This window comes from Pseudomonas sp. 2hn (assembly GCF_019646095.1).
Classification (GTDB): domain Bacteria; phylum Pseudomonadota; class Gammaproteobacteria; order Pseudomonadales; family Pseudomonadaceae; genus Aquipseudomonas; species Aquipseudomonas peradeniyensis.
The window spans coordinates 4,499,704-4,519,275 of record NZ_CP081016.1 but is presented as its reverse complement, the minus strand read 5'-3'; the positions used below and the strand labels follow the sequence as shown (position 1 = coordinate 4,519,275).

The window sequence follows — 19,572 nt, the reverse complement described above, 5'->3', positions numbered from 1 at the left end:
CGGTGATGCATGTCATCTAGCCATCACGGAGAAATTTCGCGACTTTATCAGTGCGTCTTTTTCTTATGCGATAGGGGGTTTCCTTAGTCGGACTAAGGTTTTTCCCTTCGCACCCGCATTGCATCGTCCGTTTGTCACGCTTCTTTAATCTGGAGTCGCTCATGAGTACTGCATTGCCTTCGCTGGGGTTTGCCGGAATCGGCCTGATGGGCCTGCCGATGTGCCGTCGGCTGCTGGCCGCCGGGTATCCGCTGACTGTGTGGAACCGCAGCCCGGACAAGTGCGCCGAGCTGGTCGCCGCTGGTGCGCGACTGGCCGCCAGCCCCGCCGAGCTGTGCCAGGCGACGGACATGGTGCTGCTTTGCCTGGCCGACACGGCGGTGGTGCGCGAGGTGGTGTTCGGCGAGCAGGGCGTCGCCCAGGGCGGGCGCAGCGGTCAGTTGCTGGTGGACTTCTCCAGCCTTGAGCCGACCGCCACCCGGGAGATGGCCGCCGAGCTGGCCGCCCTGTGCGGCATGGCCTGGCTCGATGCGCCGGTGTCCGGTGGCACGCCGGGGGCCGAGGCCGGCACCCTGGCGATCATGGTCGGTGGCGAGGCGGATGATCTCGAGCGGGCGCGGCCGGTGCTGCTGACCCTGGGCCAGCGGGTCACGCACATGGGCGCGGTGGGCGCCGGCCAGGTGACCAAGGCGTGCAACCAGATGATCGTGGCCTGCAATGCATTGGTAATCGCCGAGGTAGTGGCGCTGGCCGAGCAGTCAGGGGTCGATGCGCGGCTGATCGCCGAGGCGCTGGCGGGTGGGTTTGCCGACTCCAGGCCGCTGCAGATCCTTGCCCCGCAAATGGCCGAGAGCCGCTTCGAGCCGGTCAAGTGGCACGTGCGCACCTTGCTCAAGGACCTCGACACCGCGGTGAAATTCTCCCGCGAGCAGGGCTCGGCGACGCCGCTCAGTGGCCTCGCCGCGCAGTTGATGCGCCTGCACGGTAGCCAGGGTTATCTGCAAAAAGATCCGGCGACCCTGGTAGCGCTGTATCGCAACAAGGACTGAGTTCGCCCGGCTGGCGGTCGAGCCGTTCGAGGATCGGCCGCAGCTCGGACAGCGGCACCGGCCGGCTGAGCAGGTAGCCCTGCAGGTAGTCGCAGCCGTGGCTGGCGAGGAACTCGTGCTGCTCGACGGTCTCGACGCCCTCGGTGACCACCTTCAGGTGCAGGGTGTGGGCCATGATGATGATCGCCTGGACGATCTCCCGGTCCTTCTGGCTGCCCGGCACGTCCTGGATGAACGAGCGGTCGATCTTCAGCACGTCCAGCGGCAGCCGTTTGAGGTAGGCCAATGACGAATAGCCGGTGCCGAAATCGTCGATCGACAGCGCCACGCCCTGGGCGCGGATGCGCTTGAGCAGGCTGATGGTGTGATGAATGTCGCCCATCAGCGCGTTTTCGGTGACCTCCAGTTCCAACTGGCGCGGCGCCAGGCCGGCCTGGAACAGCGCCATCTCCACCTCGGTGGCCAGCTCTTCGCGGCCGAGGGTGAGCGCCGAGCAGTTCACCGTGACCTTCAGTTCGCCATAGCCATGGCGATTGAGCTGGGCCAGGTCCTCGCAGGCACGGCGCAGTACCCACAGGTCCAGTTCGGCGATCAGGCCGTTGGCCTCGGCGATGCAAATGAAGCGGTCAGGGCTGAGCAGGCCGTGTTGCGGGTGCTGCCAGCGCACCAAGGCCTCGAGCTTGGCCACCTGGCCGCTGCGCAGGTCGAAGATCGGCTGGTAGTGCACGCACAGGCCGCGTTCCTCGAACAGCGCCACACGTAGTTCCTCCTCCAGTTGCAGCTCCAGGGTGGCGCGGGTCTTCAGGCCATTGTTGAAGAAGTTCAGGCTATTGCGCCCGCAACCCTTGGACTGGTACAGCGCCAGGTCGGCGTTCTTCAGCAGTTCCTCGGTGCTCTGGCCGTCGTCGGGGAAGATGCTGATGCCGATGCTGGTGGTCATCACCATGCGCCGGCCCGCCAGGTCGATCGGCTCCTTCATCCGCTGCATGATGCGCTGGGCCAGGTGGCGGGCCTCGTCGCGGCTGTTGAGGCTGGTGACGATGCAGAACTCGTCGCCACCGAAGCGCGCCACCAGGTCCTGGCCGCGGGTGGCGGCCTTGATATGGCCGGCGATGACCTTGAGCAGCTCGTCGCCGGCAGCATGCCCGAGGCTGTCGTTGATGCGTTTGAAATGGTCGATGTCGAGGAACATCACTGCCAGCATGCCCTCATGGGCGGCCTGTTCGGCCAGGCGCTCGGCGAACACCTGGTTGAAGCCGCGGCGGTTGACCAGATTGGTCAGGGCATCGTAGTGGGCGGCCTGCTGCAGCGAGGCCCGGGCCTGGTCGAGCTGGCTGAGCAGCACATTGACCCGGCGCAGGTCGTGCTCCTTGCTCTGCAGCTTCTTGTCGGCCAGCGCCGCGCTGATGCTGCCGCCGCTGATCAGCAGGGTGATGACGGCGATGGTCAGCGCCAGTTGCAGGCTGTTGTCGGCCGAGGGCAGGCGCAGGGCGGTTTCGCCGGGAATCACCAGGGTCATGGCGGCCATGCCGGTGAAGTGGGTCAGCACGATGCCGCTGGCCATCAGCAGGCTGGCGCCGTACTTGAGCAGCAGGTGCAGGGTGCCGCTGCCCTTGTTGAAGTAACGGGCCATCAGCAGCGCGACCAGGCTGGCGAGCACGGCAATGGCGACGGAGGCGAACAGCAGGCCGGTCTGGTAGTACTGCTGGGCGCTGGTCTGCAGGGCGGCCATGCCGGTGTAGTGCATGACACTGATGCCCAGGCCGATGAACAGTGCGGTCTGCAGGTAGTGACGCAGGCGCATTTCACTGCGGTTGAGGCTGTTCATCGCCAGCCAGGCGGCGAGCAGGGCCACCAGCAGCGACAAACCGGTCAGCGGCGCGTCGAAGTGGATCTCCAGCGGTGCCTGGAACGCCAGCATGCTGATGAAGTGCATGGCCCAGATCCCGCCAGCCAGGCAGCAGGCGCCGAGCACTCGCCATTGCCGACGGGCGAAGCGGTCTTCGCAGTGGCTCTGGCGTTCGCTCATGTCCAGGGTGGCGAAACAGGCGGCGCTGGCCACGATGAAGGCGAGCAGCACCAGGAAGGGGTTGTGTCGGCAGTCGAGGATGATCTGTCCGGTCGCCGGCAGCTCGGCGAACAATTGCAGTCCCAGCCACTCCATTGCAGGCCTCTTCATCGAGTCTTCACTCGTCCCCAAAAAGCACGGATGGAGACTGTTCCTGCAGGAGTATAGAAACGGGTGCTTAAGCCTTCCTGATTAATGGCACTTTGATTTCTACCATTTGGATATGAGGGCAATAGCTGGATGGTCTAAATGGATATCGCTGAACCGCACAAACCCTGTAGGAGCGGCCTTGTGCCGCGAAAGGGCCGCGCAGCGGCCCCGGCGATCTTTGCATGAACGCTGAAATCCTGGGGCTGCTTTGCAGCCCTTTCGCGGCACAAGGCCGCTCCTACAGAGGAAGCGTGAGTCCTGATCAACCCGCGACAAGCACCCGGATCGCCTCAAGGCGCAGCGCCGCTTTGTCCAGCGCCGCCAGCCCTTCTTCACGCTGCTTGCGCAGGGCATCGATCTCGCTGTCACGCACGCTCGGGTTCACGGCCTTCAGCGCGGTCAGGCGCGCCAGTTCCTCGTCGGCCTCGGCGGTGAGCCGCTGCCGGGCCTGGGCCACGCGTTCGTCGTGGGTCGGCAGGACCTTGGCCTCGCCGGCGGCGATGCGCTTGGCCAGCACGTCGCGCTGGGCCTGGACGAACTTGTTGGCGCTGGCCTTGGGCACGCTTTCGAGCTGGTCGTTGAGGGTTTCGAACGCCACCCGCGGGCCCAGGTCGTTGCCATTGGTGTCGAGCAGGCAGCGCAGCGCGGCCGGCGGCAGGTAGCGGCCCAACTGCAGGCTGCGCGGGGCGACCACCTCGCTGACGTAGAGCAGCTCGAGCAGCACGGTGCCGGGCTTGAGCGCCTTGTTCTTGATCAGCGCCACCGCTGTGTTGCCCATCGAGCCGGACAGCACCAGGTCCATGCCGCCCTGGACCATCGGGTGCTCCCAGGTGAGGAACTGCATGTCCTCGCGCGACAGCGCCTGGCCACGGTCGTAGGTGATGGTCACGCCTTCGTCGTCGCCCAGCGGGAAGCTGGCGTCGAGCATCTTCTCGCTCGGCTTGAGGATCAGGGCATTTTCCGAATGGTCCTCGCTGTCGATGCCGAAGGCGTCGAACAGGGTTTCCATGTAGATCGGCAGGGCAAACTGGTCGTCCTGTTCGAGAATGGCCTCGACCAGCGCCTGGCCTTCGCCGGCACCGCCGGAGTTGAGCTCCAGCAGCCGGTCGCGGCCGGTGTGCAGCTCGGCTTCCAGGCGCTCGCGCTCGGCGCGGGCCTCGGCCACCAGCTTGTTCCAGCTCTTCTCGTCACTGTCGGCCAGCAGCGGCAGCAGGCGCGGGCCGAACTGGTGCTGCAGGGCGTTGCCGGTCGGGCAGGTGTTGAGGAAGGCGTTGAGGCCTTCGTGGTACCACTGGAACAGGCGCTCCTGCGGGCTGTCCTGCAGGTACGGGATGTGCAGCTGGATCGTGTGCTTCTGGCCGATCCGGTCGAGGCGGCCGATGCGCTGCTCGAGCAGGTCGGGGTGGGCCGGCAGGTCGAACATCACCAGGTGATGGGCGAACTGGAAGTTGCGGCCCTCACTGCCGATCTCGGAGCAGATCAGCACCTGGGCGCCGAATTCCTCGTCGGCGAAGTAGGCGGCGGCGCGGTCGCGTTCGAGGATGCTCATGCCTTCATGGAACACCGTGGCCGGGATGCCGGAGCGCACGCGCAGGGCGTCCTCCAGGTCCATGGCGGTCTCGGCGTGGGCGCAGATCACCAGGACCTTGGTGCGCTTGAGCATCTTCAGGGTGTCGATCAGCCAGTCGACCCGTGGGTCGAAACGCCACCAGCGCTCGTCGTCGCCGGTCTCGCCCTGGGCCTGGAAGGCCACTTCCGGGTACAACTCGGCGCGCTCGCCCGAGGGCAGCTCGGCGTAGGCGTCGGGGTTGGCCAGCGGGTAGGGGTGCAGCTGGCGCTCGGGGAAGCCCTGGATCGCCGCGCGGGTGTTACGGAACAGCACGCGGCCGGTGCCATGGCGGTCGAGCAGCTCGCGGATCAGGCGGGCGCTGGCCTGGCTGTCGCCATCGCTGACCGCGGCCAGCAGGGCTTCGCCTTCGGCACCGAGGAAGCCTTGGATAGTCGCGTGGGCCTTGGCCGACAGACGGCCTTCGTCGAGCAGTTCCTGCACCGCTTCAGCGACCGGGCGATAGTTTTCGCTCTCGGCACGGAACGCGGCCAGGTCGTGGAACCGGTTGGGGTCGAGCAGGCGCAGGCGGGCGAAGTGGCTGTCCTGGCCAAGCTGTTCCGGGGTGGCGGTGAGCAGCAGCACGCCCGGGATGACCTGGGCCAGTTGCTCGACCAGCGCATACTCGGCGCTGGCCTGGTCCTCGTGCCAGACCAGGTGATGGGCCTCGTCGACCACCATCAGGTCCCAGCCGGCGGCGAACAGCGCGTCCTGGGCCTTCTCGTCCTCGACCAGCCATTCCAGGGCGACCAGCGCCAGCTGGGCATCCTCGAACGGGTTGCTGGCGTCGCTCTCGATGAAGCGCTCGGCGTCGAACAGCGCCACCTGCAGGTTGAAGCGCCGGCGCATTTCCACCAGCCACTGGTGCTGGAGGTTCTCGGGCACCAGGATCAGCACGCGGTTGGCGCGCCCGGACAGCAGCTGGCGGTGGATCACCAGGCCCGCCTCGATGGTCTTGCCCAGACCCACTTCGTCGGCCAGCAGGACCCGTGGGGCGATGCGGTCGGCCACTTCACGGGCGATGTGCAGCTGGTGGGCGATAGGCTGTGCGCGCACGCCGCCCAGGCCCCACAAGGAGGAGAGCATCTGCTTGCTGGTGTGCTGCAGGGTGTTGTAACGCAGCGAGAACCACGACAGCGGGTCGATCTGCCCGGCGAACAGGCGGTCGCTGGCCAGGCGGAACTGGATGAAGTTCGACAACTGCGTCTCGGGCAGGGTTCGCGGCTGGTTCTGGCCGTCGATGCCGTGGTAGACCATCAGGCCGTCGATGTCCTCGACCTCCTGCACGGTCAGCTTCCAGCCTTCGAAGTGGGTGATCAGGTCGCCGGGAGAGAAGCGCACGCGGGTCAGCGGCGCATTGCGTAGCGAGTACTGGCGGGTGTCGCCCGTGGCCGGGTAGAGCACGGTCAACAGGCGGCCATCCTGCGCCAGGATGGTCCCAAGACCGAGCTCGGCTTCGCTGTCGCTGATCCAGCGTTGCCCCGGTTGATACTGCTGCGCCATACTGCCAAAACTCCCGCGATGAAAAAGCCGACTATGTTAACGGATCGGCTTCGCCAGACCAATGAATGTGAAGAGTCTAGCGCTTTCATCGACGAACACCGTCCCGTCACGAGGGCCACGCGCCAACATGGTTGCCAAGCACCGCTGGTTGAACGTCACCCTGGGCCTGGGCAGCCTCGCGCTGTTGGCTGCCTGTGAACAGAAGAGCTTCGAAGTCCTGCCGCCGATTCCGGTCGAGCAATTGGAGGTGCTCGGTGTGCAGACGCCGATCAAGAGCGTGCACTTCCATGACCTCGAGGGTGAAGGCCTGCTGGTGCTTAGCCGGGTCGACGGTCAGGCCACCGACCCCGACACCGAAGAGGAAGTCGACAAGGTGGTGCTCAAGGCCACCTTGTATGGCCGCGCCGCCGGCGGTGATGCTTTCAAGGCGCGCTGGCAGATCGAGCAGGAGACCACCTGCGCCGGGCTGGACCTGGACGTCGACTTCTATACCGATGTCAGCGATGTCGGTGACCTGAACAAGGACGGTGTCGCCGAAGTGACCGTGGCCAGCCACGCCTTCTGCGGCGGCGGCATCGATCCCCACGACATTGCCATCGAGATGCGCGAGGGGCAGGCGATCTACACCATCACCGGTCAGTCACTGATCAGCCCGCCCGGTGAAGACGCGTTCGGCGGCGAGCGCGAGGACAGCGCCTCGCTCAAGAGCGCCCCGCAGGACGTGCGCGAGCACATGGACGCGGTCTGGCAGCAGGTCTACAAGCGGCCCTGGAGCGAGTCGAGCGCCGCGCCCGACGACGACCCGGACGACGAGGCCGAGTAAGCCCGCGCTATACTTCAGCCCGGTGCGGCGCTGTGACACGCCGCACACCTTCGACCGCGGGCATTCAAGGCGGCGCACCACCAGCCGATAACAAGGCTACAGGAGACCCACCATGCTGCCGCCGATCATCCCGCTCAGTGCCGCCCCCGTGACCTCGCAACAGGATCCGGTCAAGCCGCCGCCGACCATCCCGCCGGTAGTACCCGCGCAGCCGACCTCCAGCGACGGCACCATCGATCTCAAGCACCACCGCGACCCCGAGGAGCAGACCCTGCTGCTGCGCGAGGAGCAGCGCCGCCAGCAGCAACGGCGCAAGCAGACCGAAGGGGAGCGCTATGAAGCCGTGCCCGGCGAGGAGCTCAACGCCGACAACACCGTGCCGGTAGCGCCTATGGGCGAGCGCACGCGCCAGGGGCTGTTGGTGGATATCGAAGTCTGACTAGTCAGCACCGTCGCTTGCCTTCATCATGAAGGCCTCTGCTGTCCGTCGAGCCCGCCATGAGCCAAGACAACCTGATCGACTTCGGCGCCGAACGCGCCAAACGCATCCATGACCTCAACGACAAGCGCCTGAACGACATGCGCCAGGCCTTCGAGCAGGCCATGCCGCTGACCCAGGCCAAGAAGAAAAAGCCCAAGGGCAAACCCAAGAAGCGCTGAAACTTGATGCAGGTCAACCCTGCACCCGCCTCGCGCGCCCGGCCCCGGGCGCCATTGACTCCGGTCAATTTTCCCCCTCCCGGCATTGGTTACCTTGCACCCATCGGATGACGGCACATCAAGGGAGGGGCCGACATGTTCTTCGACAACGTGGTTATCGCCGGTGTGGTAACGGTCGGGTTGATGTTGGCGTTCTTCGCCGGTCTGGGCATTTTCATCTGGAAGGACTCGAAAAAGCGCAATCAGCGCTGATCCTTCCCGATTCACGAGCACGCAAGGCATTTAGGGCGACTTCGGTCGCCCATTTTTTTTTGCCTGGATTTTCATCGCGGGGTGGGGCTTGTCGACGAGCGGGGCGCATCCCTCTCAGGGCTGCTGGGCGGTCGCCGCCAGCACGATCTCGCGAATGCACACCTGCTGCGGCTGCTGGTAGGCCCAGACGATCGCCCCGGCCACATCCTCGGCGCTCAGTACCACGCCGCCCATGTCATTGGCCTTCCACGCCTCGTAGTCGCGCTTGATGCCCTCGTCGGTGGTGTGTCCGAGCAACTCGGTCTCCACCGCGCCCGGCGCGATGGTCACCACCCGCACATTGTGCGGCGCCAGCTCCTCGCGCAGGTTCTCCGACAGCCCGTGCACGGCGAACTTGCTGCCCACATAGGCCACATGGTTGGGGAAGGTCTTGCGCCCGGCCACGGAGCTGACGTTGATCAGCGTGCCATGGCGCCGCTCGATCATCCCGCCGAGCAGCGCATGCACGCCGTTTAGCAGGCCCTTGACGTTGATGTCGAACATGCGCTCCCACTGCTCCGGGTCCTGTTCGTGCATCTGCCCCAGCAGCATCACGCCTGCATTGTTCACCAGGGCATCGGCCGGGCCGTACAGCGCTTCGGCCTCGGCCACGGCGGCCACCAGCGCCGCCCGGTCGCGGATATCCACGGCGCGGCACAGGCAATCGGGGAGTGCCAGCGCCTCGAGGCGTTCCAGGCGTCGGGCGATCAGCAGCAGCGGATGCCCCGCAGCGCTGAAGCGCTGGGCGGTGGCGGCGCCGATACCGGAGCTGGCGCCAGTGACGATGATCAGGGGTTTGTTCATGGTTGCCTCCCAGGCATAATCGCTTTCGATGGCCAAGATTCTAGATAGCGCTAGCGGCCATGAAAAACGGCTTTTTTCGTTGGCTGGCATCGGTTCTATCTATGGATATCCGTCATCTCAAGGCATTCATCGCGGTCTTCGAAGCGCGCAACATCACTGTCGCCGCCCAGCGGCTGTGCGTGGCCCAGCCGACCTTGTCGGTGACCATTCGCCAGTTAGAGGAAGACCTGGGCGTCGAACTGTTCCTGCGTCAGGCCCGCGGCGTCGAAGTCAGCGAACAGGCACGCGAGCTGTATCCCCAGGCCTGCCGCATGGTGGCCGAGGCCGAGGCCCTGCGCCTGCGGTTTCGCCAGGGACAGGAGCGGGTGCCGTTGGCGCTGGGCATCGAGGCCGACATCGCGCCGGCCCAGGTCGAGGCCTGCGTGCGCCTGGCCAGCCAGGCGGTGGTGGGTCTGCAGTTGACCCTGCTGGAAGGCTGCGACGGCGACGCTCGCCTGGCCGACGAGGCCCAGCGTTGCGAGGATGAACTGTTCCTGCCGCTGTGGGAGGAAGCGTTCGTGCGGGTGATGGCCACCGGCAGCCAGCCGGACGGTCGCTGGATCACCTGCCCGCAGCATCCCTCGCACCAGCGCTTGATGGGCTTGTATGACGGGGGCGAGCAGGTCGGCCAGGCCGGTTCGTTGCAACGGGTCCTGGCCATGGTCGCCGCCGGGCAGGGCGCGGCCTGGTTGCCGCAGTCGCTGGTCGAGCGTTGCCCGGGTGTCTACTGGCAGCCGGGCAGTGGCCTGACGCTGCGCCGTCGGGTCGGGTTGTGCATGTCCCATGAGGCCTTGGCACTGCCCGCCGTGGCGGCGCTGCATCAGGCCCTGAGCCGCGCTTGAAGGGTGGTAGGCGTTTCTCCGTGTAGGAGCGGCCTTGTGCCGCGAAAGGGCTGCGGAGCAGCCCCGGGATTTCGGCGTTGATGCAAAGATTGCCGGGGCTGCTGCGCAGCCCTTTCGCGGCACAAGGCCGCTCCTACACAGGAACTGCGCATCGACTGGGCAACGCGTGCCTAGAGAAACATCCCCCCAGACACCTCCAGCCGCTGCCCGGTGATCCAGCCATTACCATCCTCCAGCAACAGGGCGATGGCCGCTCCGATATCGTCGGGCAGGCCGACGCGTCCCAGCGCCGTGTTGCCGGCGATATAGTCATTGACCTGCTGGTTGTCGCGCACCACGCCACCGCCGAAGTCGGTCTCGATGGCGCCCGGCGCGAGAATGTTCACGCGGATGCCGCGCGCGCCCAGCTCCTTGGCCTGGTAGCGGGTCAGCACCTCCATGGCGCCTTTCATGGCCGCATAGGCGGCGTAGCCGGGCAGGGCGAAGCGGGTCAGGCCGGTGGAGATGTTGACGATGCGCCCGCCGTCGGCCAGCAGCGGCAGCAGGTGCTGGGTGAGGAAGAACGGCCCCTTGAGCTGGATGTTCAGCAACTGGTCGAACTGCGCCTCGCTGGTCTCGCTGAAGGGCACGTTCAGGCCGATGCCGGCGTTGTTCACCAGGAAGTCCAGCTGACGACGGCCGAACTGTTGTTCGAGGGTGTCGCCCAGGCGCTCGGCGAAGGCGGCGAAGCTGGCGCTGTCGCTGACATCCAGTTGCAGCATGGCGGCGCGCACGCCGGCCTGCTCCAGCGAGGTGGCCACGGCGTGGGCCTCGTCGGCCTTGCTGTGGTAGGTGCCGATGATGTCGATGCCGCGAGCGGCCAGGTGTTCGGCGGTGTTCTTGCCCAGGCCGCGGCTGGCGCCGGTGATCAGTGCGATCTTGCGAGTCATGTCGGTTACCTCGGTGGGGTGGTTGTTGAATGACAGGTTATTGATCGGTTGATGGCTGTTAAATCCACGGATTCCGGAAATACTGTTCGTATTGAATGGACAATCGGAGCCCGTGATGAACAAGCTGGAGCTGTTGCGCACCTTTGTCAGGGTCAGCGAACTGAGCAGTTTCACCCTGGCCGGCGAAAGCCTGGGCCTGCCGCGCTCGACCGTCTCCGAGCAGGTGCGTGCGCTGGAGCGGTTGCTCGGCACGCGCCTGTTCAACCGCACCACGCGACGGGTGCAGACCACCCAGGACGGCGCCTTGCTCTACGAACGCAGCAAGGACCTGCTGTCGGGCATGGACGAGATCGAAAGCCTGTTCAGCGCCGACGATGCCGAGCTGGCCGGGCGCCTGCGCATCGACCTGCCGACCATGATGGCGCGGCGGCTGATCGTGCCGGCGCTGCCAGGGTTTCTCGAGCGTTTCCCGCGTCTGGAAGTGGAACTCAGCTGCACCGACCGCCAGGTCGACCTGCTGCGCGAAGGCTTCGACTGCGTGATGCGCATCGGCGCGCTCAGCGACCTGGACGTGGTCGCCCGCCCGGTGGGGCGCCTGAGCATGCGCAACTGTGCCAGCCCCGCCTATCTCGAGCGTCACGGCGTGCCACGGAACCTGCAGGATCTGGCCGGCCATCGGTTGGTCCACTACGTGCGCAACCTCGGTGCCCGCAGCGCCGGGTTCGAATACGAGCAGGAGGGCGAGCTGCGCTTCCAGGCCATGGCCGGCGTGGTCACGGTGAACAATGCCGAAGCCTACTCCGCCGCCTGCCTGGCCGGGCTCGGGCTGATCCAGGTGCCGGCGGTGGGTGTCGATGAACACCTGCGCAATGGTGAACTGGTATCGCTGCTCGAGCCCTGGCAGGCGCGGGCCATGCCGGTGTCGCTGCTGTATGCGCGGCAGCGCCATGTGCCGCGCCGGGTCCAGGCGTTCATGAACTGGCTGGCGGCGCTGCTGGCGTCGCAGGTCGACCCGGTGGCGGCGCCAACCGGCTGAAACGGGAAGGGGCGAGAAAGCGTGGCGAAGGTTCCGGCAGTTGCGTTAGGCTGGCACCTGCGCGTCGCCCGCCAGAGGTGACCGTTCCCTGCGTGCGTCACTTCCGAATTTTGCGAGGTTACGCCATGGCCATCACTTCCCAGGACATCTGCAACGCCGCCGACCAGCTCAAGGGCTTTGTCGGCTTCCACGGCAAGCGCGGCATTCATATCGTGCGGTTTTCCGAAGATTCGTTCGGCATGGACGTCGCCGACGACAGCATCATCCCCTGCAACGAGTTCGTCTGGCGCCCCGAGGCCGACACGCGCATGGCATTGTGCCGGGAGCGCCTGGCCTTGTTGCTGGAGCAGCACGTGGACGACCGGCTGAACATCGGCGAGCCGCTGCGTATCTACCTAAAGCGCACCGACCTGCCGGAGATCGTGGCCGAGCGCAGCCTGCGCTGAAGGCATGCATCACGAGGGGCTCAGGACACATCCTGCTGGCGCACCTCCCGGCCCGCCAGCAGCGCCTCGAACCCCGCCCGGTCCACCGGCTTGCTCAGGTAGTAGCCCTGGACCTCATGGCATTGCTCCCTGTCCAGCGCCTGCAACTGCTGCTCGGTCTCCACCCCCTCGGCGGTGACCGTCAGCCCCATGGCCTTGCCCAGGTTGATGATGGCCTGGACCACTGCCCGGTCGTTGCCGCTCTGGCTGCTGAGCCCGGCAATGAAACGCTTGTCGATCTTGATGCTGTCGAAGGGGTAGGTACGCAGGTAACCCAGCGACGAGTAACCGGTGCCGAAATCGTCCATGTTCAGGCGCACGCCCAGCTCCTTGAGTGCGAGCATGGTGCCCAGGGCGCCTTCGATGTCGTTGAGCATCACGTTCTCGGTGATCTCCAGTTCCAGGCGCTGGGCCGGGAAGCCGGTGTCCAGCAGCACCTGGCGCACATCGGCGACCACATCGCTGCGGGAAAACTGTGCCGGCGACAGGTTGACCGAGACCAGCAGTTCGTCGGGCCAGTCGCGGGCATTGCGGCAGGCTTCGGCCAGCACCCAGCGGCCGAGGGGCACGATCAGGTCGCTCTGTTCGGCCAGGGGAATGAAGGTGTCCGGCCCGAGCAGGCCTTCTTCGGGATGCTGCCAGCGCAACAAGGCCTCCACCGAGACGATGCTCAAGTCGTCCAGGCGGTAGCGCGGCTGGTAGTGCAGCACGAACTCATGCTGCTTGATGGCCCGGCGCAGGTCGTTTTCCAGTTGCCGGCGGTACTGGATCTGCTGGTTCATCTCCGGCGAGAAGTAACGCCAGGTGTTCTTGCCGTCGGCCTTGGCCTGGTACAGGGCAATGTCGGCGCAGCGGATCAGCTCCCCGGCATCGTAGCCCTGGACCCGGGTCTGGGCGATGCCGATGCTGGCGCCGATGTGCAACTGATGTTCCTCGTAGGCGATGGGTTGCTGCAGCAGGTCGAGCAGGCGGGCGCAGAAGCGGTCGATTTCGCTGCGGTTGTCCAGGCCATGCAGCACCAGGACGAACTCGTCGCCGCCCAGGCGGGCCACCAGGTCGTTGTCGCGGGTGGTGTCGCGCAGGCGGCCGGCCACCTCCTGCAGCACCGCGTCGCCGGCCGGGTGACCGAGGGAGTCATTGATCGGCTTGAAGCTGTCCAGATCGAGCAGCAGCAAGGTCAGCGGCGGTGAATCGCTGCCGCGCAACAGCGCCTGCTCGAGATGGCGCGACAGCTTGTTGCGGTTGGCCAGGCCAGTCAGGGCATCGTGCATCGACAGGTGCTGGATGCGGGCGTGGGCGGCGACCTCGTCGGTGATGTCGCTGGCGGTGCCGCGAAAGCCGGCGAGCTTGCCCTCGTAGACGATCGAGCGCGCCGAAACGCGGCAGTAGCGGTTCTGCCCGCTGGCGTCATCGTAGTTGCAGCGCAGGTTGGCCAGTTGCTGCGGGTTTTCGTCGGCCTGGCTGTCGAGCCACGGCAGCAGGGGCGTGGTGTCGCAGGCCAGCAGCTGGTTGAGCGGCTGGCCTATCCAGTCCTCGAGCCGGTAGCCGGTGACGCTGACGAAGCGCTGCGACAGGTAGGTCAGGCGGTGCTGGCGGTCGGTTTCCCAGATCCAGTCCGACGCGGCCTCGGCCACTGCGCGAAAGCGCTGCTCGCTGGCCTCCAGGGCGCGGTTGCTCTGCTGCAGGCGCAGCAGGCTGTCATCGATGGCGCGGGAACTGCGCAGGGCATGGCGGAACAGGTAGAGCAGCACCAGGCCGAGTACCAGCAGCACCGCCAGCAGCGGCGGCAGGAAGGCGTGAAGCAGCTGGCGACCCGGCAATGGCGTGTTCCAGGCCAGGTGATAGCCGGTTTCGCCCAAGGCGATATGCGGTTGTCCGGCCTGGGCGGCGCCGTTCTTCTCCAGGCGCATGCCGGTCAGGCCCGCGCCCTTGCCCAGCACGGCGAGCTTGGCTTCGGTCAGTTGGTCGACGAACACCATCACCGGCGCCTGGCGCACATCCGCCTCGGTCACCTCTTTATCCGGGCGCACCGCCGCCGCGCTGAGCACCGCCGGCCAGCCGTTGAAGCGCACGAAGTGGGTCACCTGCTCGCGGGCCGGGGCCGCCTTGCGCGCCGCGTCGATGATCGGCGCCAGGGGGCTGTCGATATGGGCACTGGCCGGCGAGTCGGTGGGTTTGCCCTTGAACAGGGCGTAGGTAGTGCGGCCATCCTCGACCACGAACACGCCTTCATAGCCGCTGGCGCTGTACAGCGACTCGCCGACGTTCTTCTCTTCGTACGCCCACTGCCAGTCGACCTTGCCGACCAGATGTTCGTAGGCGACGTCCCAGACGGCGTAGCTGGAGAGGAACTGGCGCGAGGCCACCAGCCGCTGCTCCAGCGCCTGGGTAGCCTGGAAGGTACTCTGCTCCTGCGCCTGGCGGTCCAGCGTGGTGGCGATGTTGAACAGCGCCACCAGGGTGAACACGCAGGCGAGCCCGAACAGCGCGCAGAAGCCGCCGACCAGGCGGCGCACCTGCAGGCGCGAGGTGGGGCTGGAGGATGAAAGGTCGACGTTCCTGTCCATGTACGGGCGACTCCTTCAACTGCTGTCTGCGCCCGGGGCCCGGGCGAAGGTTCAGTCAGGATAGGCCAGCTTGAGCAGGGCGGCCTCGCCGCGGGCGAAATTGACCTGATCGCGCCCCTGGTGCTTGGCGGCGTACAGGGCCTTGTCGGCCTGTTCCAGCCAATGCTCGGGCGAGGCGAGGGTGGTGCGAAAGTCCGCCAGGCCGATGCTCAGGCTGATGCGCAGGTCCGGCAGCTGCGGGTTGCGGTAGGCGCCGACGCGTTCGCGCAGGCGCTCCATGGCCTGGCAGGCCTGGGCCTCCTGCGCGCCGGGGAGGATCACGCAGAACTCGTCGCCGCCGTAGCGCCCGGCCAGGTCGTCCTCGCGCAGGCTGCGCCGCAGTTCCTGGCTGAGCTGGCGCAGCACGCAGTCGCCGACCACATGGCCGTAGGTGTCGTTGATGGTCTTGAAGTGGTCGATGTCGATCAGGGCGATGACCGCCGGCAGCTGTTGTTGCTGGCAGATCTGGAACTTGAGCAGCAGCAGGTCCTTCCACGAGCCATGGTTGAGCAGGCCGGTGAGGCTGTCGGTGCGGCTCAGGGCGCTGAGCCGGCGCTTGTGCTCGGCCAGCTTGATCGCCAGTTGGTAGCACACCCAGCCCAGGGCCAAGGGGTAGAGAGTGAGCATCGGCAGGCAGGCGAGCACCTGCAACTGCGTGGCCTGGGGCTGCAGGCCGGTGCCGAGCAGGGCGCTGGCCAGCAGCATGCCGCCCAACTGGGCCAACAGCCCGCGCAGCAGTACCCGTTTGCCACCGGCGGCGACGTTGTTCATGGTCATCATCGACAGGATGGTCACCGTGGGCAGCGGGTTGAAATGCATCGCTGCGGTCCAGAACCCGCCCATCAGCGAATCCAGCAGGATGTTGCGCTGTTCGGCCTGGTAGGGCGTGGCAGAGCGCCGGGCCCATTGATAGGCCACATGGGGCCAGAGCAGGCCATTGAATAGCAACAGGGCCCAGGCCCACTGCGGCGGGTTCAGCGGGGCGATGGCCGCCATCACGCTGAACAGGCCGATCCCCAGGCCGATGATGCGCGGCAGGTAGATGCGCTTGACGAAAGAGAGCCCCTTGCCGCTGCGGTTGTCGATCATGGTTGTCGTTCTTCTGTGGGGCGCCGTTTATCGCATAAGTCGTGTGAATATTGTTGAACAATCGTTCATCGGCGAAAAATGACCTTACAAGCCATTTCACGGTTGATCCGACCCTGTGGAGTAATATGAAGGCCTTCTTCATTTGCGGAGTGCTGTTGCTCATGGTCCCCATGGCTACCCCCGCCGGCGAGCCGGCACCGCACCGGGACGGACGCTTTCACAACCAGGTCGAGCTGCCCCGGGATGGCGTGCTCAAGAAACTGCGCATCGGCGTCAAGTACCTGCTGCTGCGCAAGCCGCCGCAAACCCGGCCAGACGCGGCGCTGAGCCTGCAGCCGATGACCCGCCAGCAGGTGGCCGACGCGCCGGATCACAGCCTGTGGCGCCTCGGCCACTCCACCGTACTGCTCAAGCTGCGCGGGCGCTTCTTTATTACCGACCCGGTGTTCGCCGAACGCGCCTCACCGGTACAGTGGGCCGGGCCGCTGCGCTTCCATGCGCCACCGCTGACGCTCGACGACCTGCCGCCGCTGACCGCGGTGATCCTGTCCCATGACCATTACGACCACCTCGACGAGCAGGCAATTCGCCGGTTGGCGCCGCGCACCGAGCACTTTCTTGCGCCGCTGGGGGTAGGCGACCTGCTCATCGAGTGGGGTGTGCCGCCGGCCAAGGTGCGGCAGCTGGACTGGTGGCAGGAGACCGAGGTCGAAGGCGTGCGCTTCGCCGCCACGCCGGCGCAGCACTTCTCTGGGCGTGGGTTGTTCGACAGCAATCGCAGGCTGTGGGCGTCCTGGGTGATGATCGACGAAGGGCTGCGGCTGTTCTTCAGTGGCGATACCGGTTACTTCGCCGGATTTCGCGAGATCGGCGAGCGCTACGGGCCCTTCGACCTGACCTTGATGGAGACCGGCGCCTACAACGTTGCCTGGCCCAATGTGCACATGCAGCCGGAGCAGACCCTGCAGGCGCACCTGGACCTGAAGGGCCGTTGGCTGCTGCCGATCCACAATGGCACCTTCGACCTGTCGATTCACAGCTGGCAGGAGCCCTTCGAACGTATCCTGGCACTGGCCAGTGCCGCCCAGGTGGAGCTGAGCACGCCGCAGATGGGCGAGCGGGTCAGCCTCGACTCACCGCATCCGGGGCAGAACTGGTGGCGACCGCGGCCATTGCCGCAGCGGGGCAGGGCGTCCGAGCGGGCGGTTGCCGCGCGTTAGTCTTGTTATAAAAGGCGTCTGCGCGACGATCATGCTGCGTTGAGAGCAAGGCCATAAGTCTTCCCGCAGTTTCGACGGTATTTATGAGTGTGGCACAATAAGCTTGAATTCACTCGTGCATGAAGCCTTAGAATCAGTGGCGGTTGCTACCTGATATTCAAGTACCAGCTTCTTGTCTGGATGCTTCTTCAGCCTTGTCCTGTCCAGCCAGAATGAAAAGCCTCCGTTGTCGACGGCATCCTGATCCGCTTGCGTCCCTAGAACGAAATTGTCCATGCGATTTTCACCTAGATAGATGCTTGCAAATAGCAGGCAGTTGTCTTCAAGTGTCATGCCTTTATAGGGGACGTCTACACGTACCCCCCTAATGTCACCCTTGTCGGGATCGAGCGTGCTTCCGGAGGCGTCGGGTACGATAGGGCCGGCAAGGAAGCTGCTAGAGTTATGAGCGAGTATGACCTCGAAGTGTTGCTGTTTAGACTCATAGAGCACTTCATCATTTTTTTCATTCAGGACAAAGAATCGAGTCTTAATAAATTTGTATGACGTGATGTGGCTAGCTGACATCTCTTGGCTAGTCAGGTTTGCAGTGGGGTCGATTGGTTTGACGAATATTTGTTCTCTGTAGTGCGTGTTGGTTAAGTATCCACGCCACTCAAATTTAATCCTCCCCCCGATCCCCGGTTGAGGGAAGACAATTAACCTGCTGGGGCTTAGTGATACTTGATTCTTGCCTATTTTTTTCTGGTGAGAAGGGTATACATGCAGATTTAAAGCTTCTTTTGTTTGCGGAGTCGTAGTCATTTTTCGTGCCTCATGGTCAATGTTAAAAACGATGAGCGAGCGCGAACTGTCCGTTGAGCCTTCCACGCGACTCTTCTGGACGGAACATGTGAAGTGTTTTACACCGGGTACGAGTTTCAAGGAACTAGCAAAAATGATAGGTGATGCTCCCTGGTGTCCTGTCTCGAAAATAAGCTCTTCACTTTTGATGGCGTCTAGGGGGCCCTGACTACGTTGCCAATCCTCGCCATAGCCCTGTTATGACTCGTCGCGGCGCTTGGGACGGACACCCAGTCACTCGCCAAAAAAGAACGTTTTTTCCAGACAGGACACTAGTCCTTGGCCTGTTTATCGTCCTTCAATAGTTTCGAGGGCGACTTGCCGCTGTCGCTGCGTACCTGGGCATGGCTGATCAAGGCGAAGATGAAACTGCCGCCAATGATGTTGCCGGCCAGGGTGGGTAGGGCGAAGTCGAGCCAGAAGGCGCTCCAGCTCTGCTCGCCAGCCCAGACCAGATAAGACACCTCGACCGAGCCCACTACTATATGAGTGAAGTCGCCCAGGGCCATGAGGTAGGTGATCATCAGGATGATCCAGATCTTGGCGTGCTCCATGGACGGGATCATCCAGACCATGGTGGCGATCATCCAGCCCGAGACGATGCCCTTGGCGAACATCTGGCCGATGCCGTTCTCCATCACCTTGCGGCCCACATCCAGGAAGGCGACATCGGTCTTGCTGTCGAAGATCGGCAGCTCGAGCATCACCCAGGCCACCAGCAAGGTGCCGGCCAGGTTGCCGAGCAGGACGATGGTCCACAGGCGCAGCAGGCGGCCCAGGTTGGTGAGGGTGGGGGTGGTCATCAGCGGCAGCACGGCGGTCAGGGTGTTTTCGGTGAACAGTTGCTGGCGGGCGAGGATTACTGCCAGGAAGCCTGCGCTGTAGCCCAGGCTGGCGATCACCTGGGCGCTATCGCCTTCGGGCAGGCGGGCATAGAACAGCCCCATGGCCATCAACGACAGGCCCATGGTCAGGCCCGCCGCCAGCGCCGACCACCACAAGGCGGCAAGGGTGCGCTCCAGTTCCTGGTCACCCTGGGCGCGGATGATCTCGTGCAGCACCGCCGCCCGGGGCGGCTGGTTGTGGCTGACTTCCTGCTCTTCGTCCGGCGACAGCCCCGGGGTCTTCTCGCTCTGTGCATCACTCATGGCCAGCCGCTCCGCTTGCGTGTTTCTCTACAGAGCGGCAATCGCGTCGAATAGTTGCCGAGCGGCCGCCGGATGGCGATCGAAAGTTTTTTCCGATCAAGGTGTTGACTCTGAAATCAAACCGCGTATTATTCGCCTCCTCGCAGCGTTGAACGCCACGAGGCAAGCGGTAAGTTGTTGAGGTTGAAGGTGTTTTGCAAAAAGCAGCTTCGAAAAAAACTTCAAAACAACGCTTGACAGAAAATGAGGAAAGCGTATAATGCGCGCCTCGGTTGAGACGAAAAGCTCTTAGCCAAACGCTCTTTAACAAATTGAATCAAGCAATTCGTGTGGGTGCTTGTGAGTACGGACTGATAGTCGCCAAGATTATCAGCATCACAA

The 19,572-nt window shown here is 64.8% G+C and carries 17 protein-coding genes; 9 read left to right on the top strand and 8 right to left on the bottom strand.

The window, feature by feature from the left end; translation table 11 throughout:
- The first annotated feature begins 161 nt into the window (after positions 1-161).
- A complete protein-coding gene (locus K2O50_RS20440; protein WP_050704234.1) occupies positions 162-1,049 on the top strand; it encodes an NAD(P)-dependent oxidoreductase in 888 nt (295 codons plus the stop codon).
- Here the strand turns inward: K2O50_RS20440 and K2O50_RS20435 are convergent.
- Both K2O50_RS20435 and rapA read right to left on the bottom strand, forming a co-directional pair.
- Positions 949-3,213, bottom strand: a complete 2,265-nt coding sequence (locus K2O50_RS20435) for a bifunctional diguanylate cyclase/phosphodiesterase (RefSeq protein ID WP_050704235.1) — start codon at positions 3,211-3,213, stop codon at positions 949-951. The genes K2O50_RS20440 and K2O50_RS20435 overlap by 101 nt on opposite strands.
- 316 nt (positions 3,214-3,529) lie before the next feature.
- Positions 3,530-6,376, bottom strand: coding sequence for an RNA polymerase-associated protein RapA (gene rapA, locus K2O50_RS20430; RefSeq protein ID WP_050704236.1), 2,847 nt, complete (start codon positions 6,374-6,376; stop codon positions 3,530-3,532).
- Between the two features lie 127 nt (positions 6,377-6,503).
- On the opposite strand from rapA, the gene K2O50_RS20425 reads away from it, so the two are divergent.
- The 4 genes from K2O50_RS20425 (at position 6,504) to ccoM (ending at position 8,111) form a co-directional block, all read left to right on the top strand.
- Positions 6,504-7,199 carry a M949_RS01915 family surface polysaccharide biosynthesis protein gene (locus K2O50_RS20425; RefSeq protein WP_050704237.1) on the top strand — a complete coding sequence of 232 codons (696 nt, stop codon included), beginning with the start codon at positions 6,504-6,506 and terminating at the stop codon, positions 7,197-7,199.
- Positions 7,200-7,311: 112 nt separating this feature from the next.
- Positions 7,312-7,638, top strand: coding sequence for a hypothetical protein (locus tag K2O50_RS20420; protein ID WP_050704238.1), 327 nt, complete (start codon positions 7,312-7,314; stop codon positions 7,636-7,638).
- Positions 7,639-7,697: 59 nt separating this feature from the next.
- Entirely contained in the window at positions 7,698-7,859 is a 162-nt protein-coding gene (locus K2O50_RS20415; protein ID WP_177330824.1) for a hypothetical protein, read from the top strand.
- A 135-nt stretch (positions 7,860-7,994) separates the two neighbouring features.
- Positions 7,995-8,111 carry a cytochrome c oxidase subunit CcoM gene (gene ccoM, locus K2O50_RS26805; RefSeq protein WP_023629476.1) on the top strand — a complete coding sequence of 39 codons (117 nt, stop codon included), beginning with the start codon at positions 7,995-7,997 and terminating at the stop codon, positions 8,109-8,111.
- Between the two features lie 114 nt (positions 8,112-8,225).
- On the opposite strand, the gene K2O50_RS20410 is transcribed toward ccoM, so the two are convergent.
- Complete coding sequence (locus tag K2O50_RS20410) at positions 8,226-8,954, bottom strand: SDR family oxidoreductase (protein WP_050704246.1); 729 nt, start codon at positions 8,952-8,954, stop codon at positions 8,226-8,228.
- Positions 8,955-9,055: 101 nt separating this feature from the next.
- Between K2O50_RS20410 and K2O50_RS20405 the strand changes: the two genes are divergently transcribed.
- Complete coding sequence (locus K2O50_RS20405) at positions 9,056-9,835, top strand: LysR family transcriptional regulator (protein ID WP_050704239.1); 780 nt, start codon at positions 9,056-9,058, stop codon at positions 9,833-9,835.
- Positions 9,836-10,005: 170 nt separating this feature from the next.
- On the opposite strand, the gene K2O50_RS20400 is transcribed toward K2O50_RS20405, so the two are convergent.
- Positions 10,006-10,764: an SDR family NAD(P)-dependent oxidoreductase gene (locus K2O50_RS20400; RefSeq protein WP_050704240.1), complete on the bottom strand. Its 759-nt coding sequence runs from the start codon at positions 10,762-10,764 to the stop codon at positions 10,006-10,008.
- Between the two features lie 115 nt (positions 10,765-10,879).
- On the opposite strand from K2O50_RS20400, the gene K2O50_RS20395 reads away from it, so the two are divergent.
- Both K2O50_RS20395 and K2O50_RS20390 read left to right on the top strand, forming a co-directional pair.
- Entirely contained in the window at positions 10,880-11,800 is a 921-nt protein-coding gene (locus K2O50_RS20395; RefSeq protein WP_050704241.1) for a LysR family transcriptional regulator, read from the top strand.
- Between the two features lie 125 nt (positions 11,801-11,925).
- Positions 11,926-12,246, top strand: a complete 321-nt coding sequence (locus K2O50_RS20390; RefSeq protein WP_050704242.1) for a DUF2025 family protein — start codon at positions 11,926-11,928, stop codon at positions 12,244-12,246.
- A gap of 20 nt (positions 12,247-12,266) precedes the next feature.
- Here the strand turns inward: K2O50_RS20390 and K2O50_RS20385 are convergent, their stop codons facing one another.
- Positions 12,267-14,852 carry an EAL domain-containing protein gene (locus tag K2O50_RS20385; RefSeq protein ID WP_050704243.1) on the bottom strand — a complete coding sequence of 862 codons (2,586 nt, stop codon included), beginning with the start codon at positions 14,850-14,852 and terminating at the stop codon, positions 12,267-12,269.
- Between the two features lie 51 nt (positions 14,853-14,903).
- Positions 14,904-15,980, bottom strand: coding sequence for a diguanylate cyclase (locus K2O50_RS20380; RefSeq protein WP_177330825.1), 1,077 nt, complete (start codon positions 15,978-15,980; stop codon positions 14,904-14,906).
- Positions 15,981-16,105: 125 nt separating this feature from the next.
- Between K2O50_RS20380 and K2O50_RS20375 the strand changes: the two genes are divergently transcribed.
- Complete coding sequence (locus K2O50_RS20375) at positions 16,106-17,200, top strand: MBL fold metallo-hydrolase (protein ID WP_050704244.1); 1,095 nt, start codon at positions 16,106-16,108, stop codon at positions 17,198-17,200.
- 81 nt (positions 17,201-17,281) lie between these two features.
- On the opposite strand, the gene K2O50_RS20370 is transcribed toward K2O50_RS20375, so the two are convergent.
- Positions 17,282-18,070, bottom strand: a complete 789-nt coding sequence (locus K2O50_RS20370) for a hypothetical protein (RefSeq protein ID WP_156329582.1) — start codon at positions 18,068-18,070, stop codon at positions 17,282-17,284.
- Positions 18,071-18,315: 245 nt separating this feature from the next.
- Positions 18,316-19,191, bottom strand: a complete 876-nt coding sequence (locus K2O50_RS20365) for a formate/nitrite transporter family protein (protein WP_050704245.1) — start codon at positions 19,189-19,191, stop codon at positions 18,316-18,318.
- Positions 19,192-19,572: the final 381 nt, after the last annotated feature.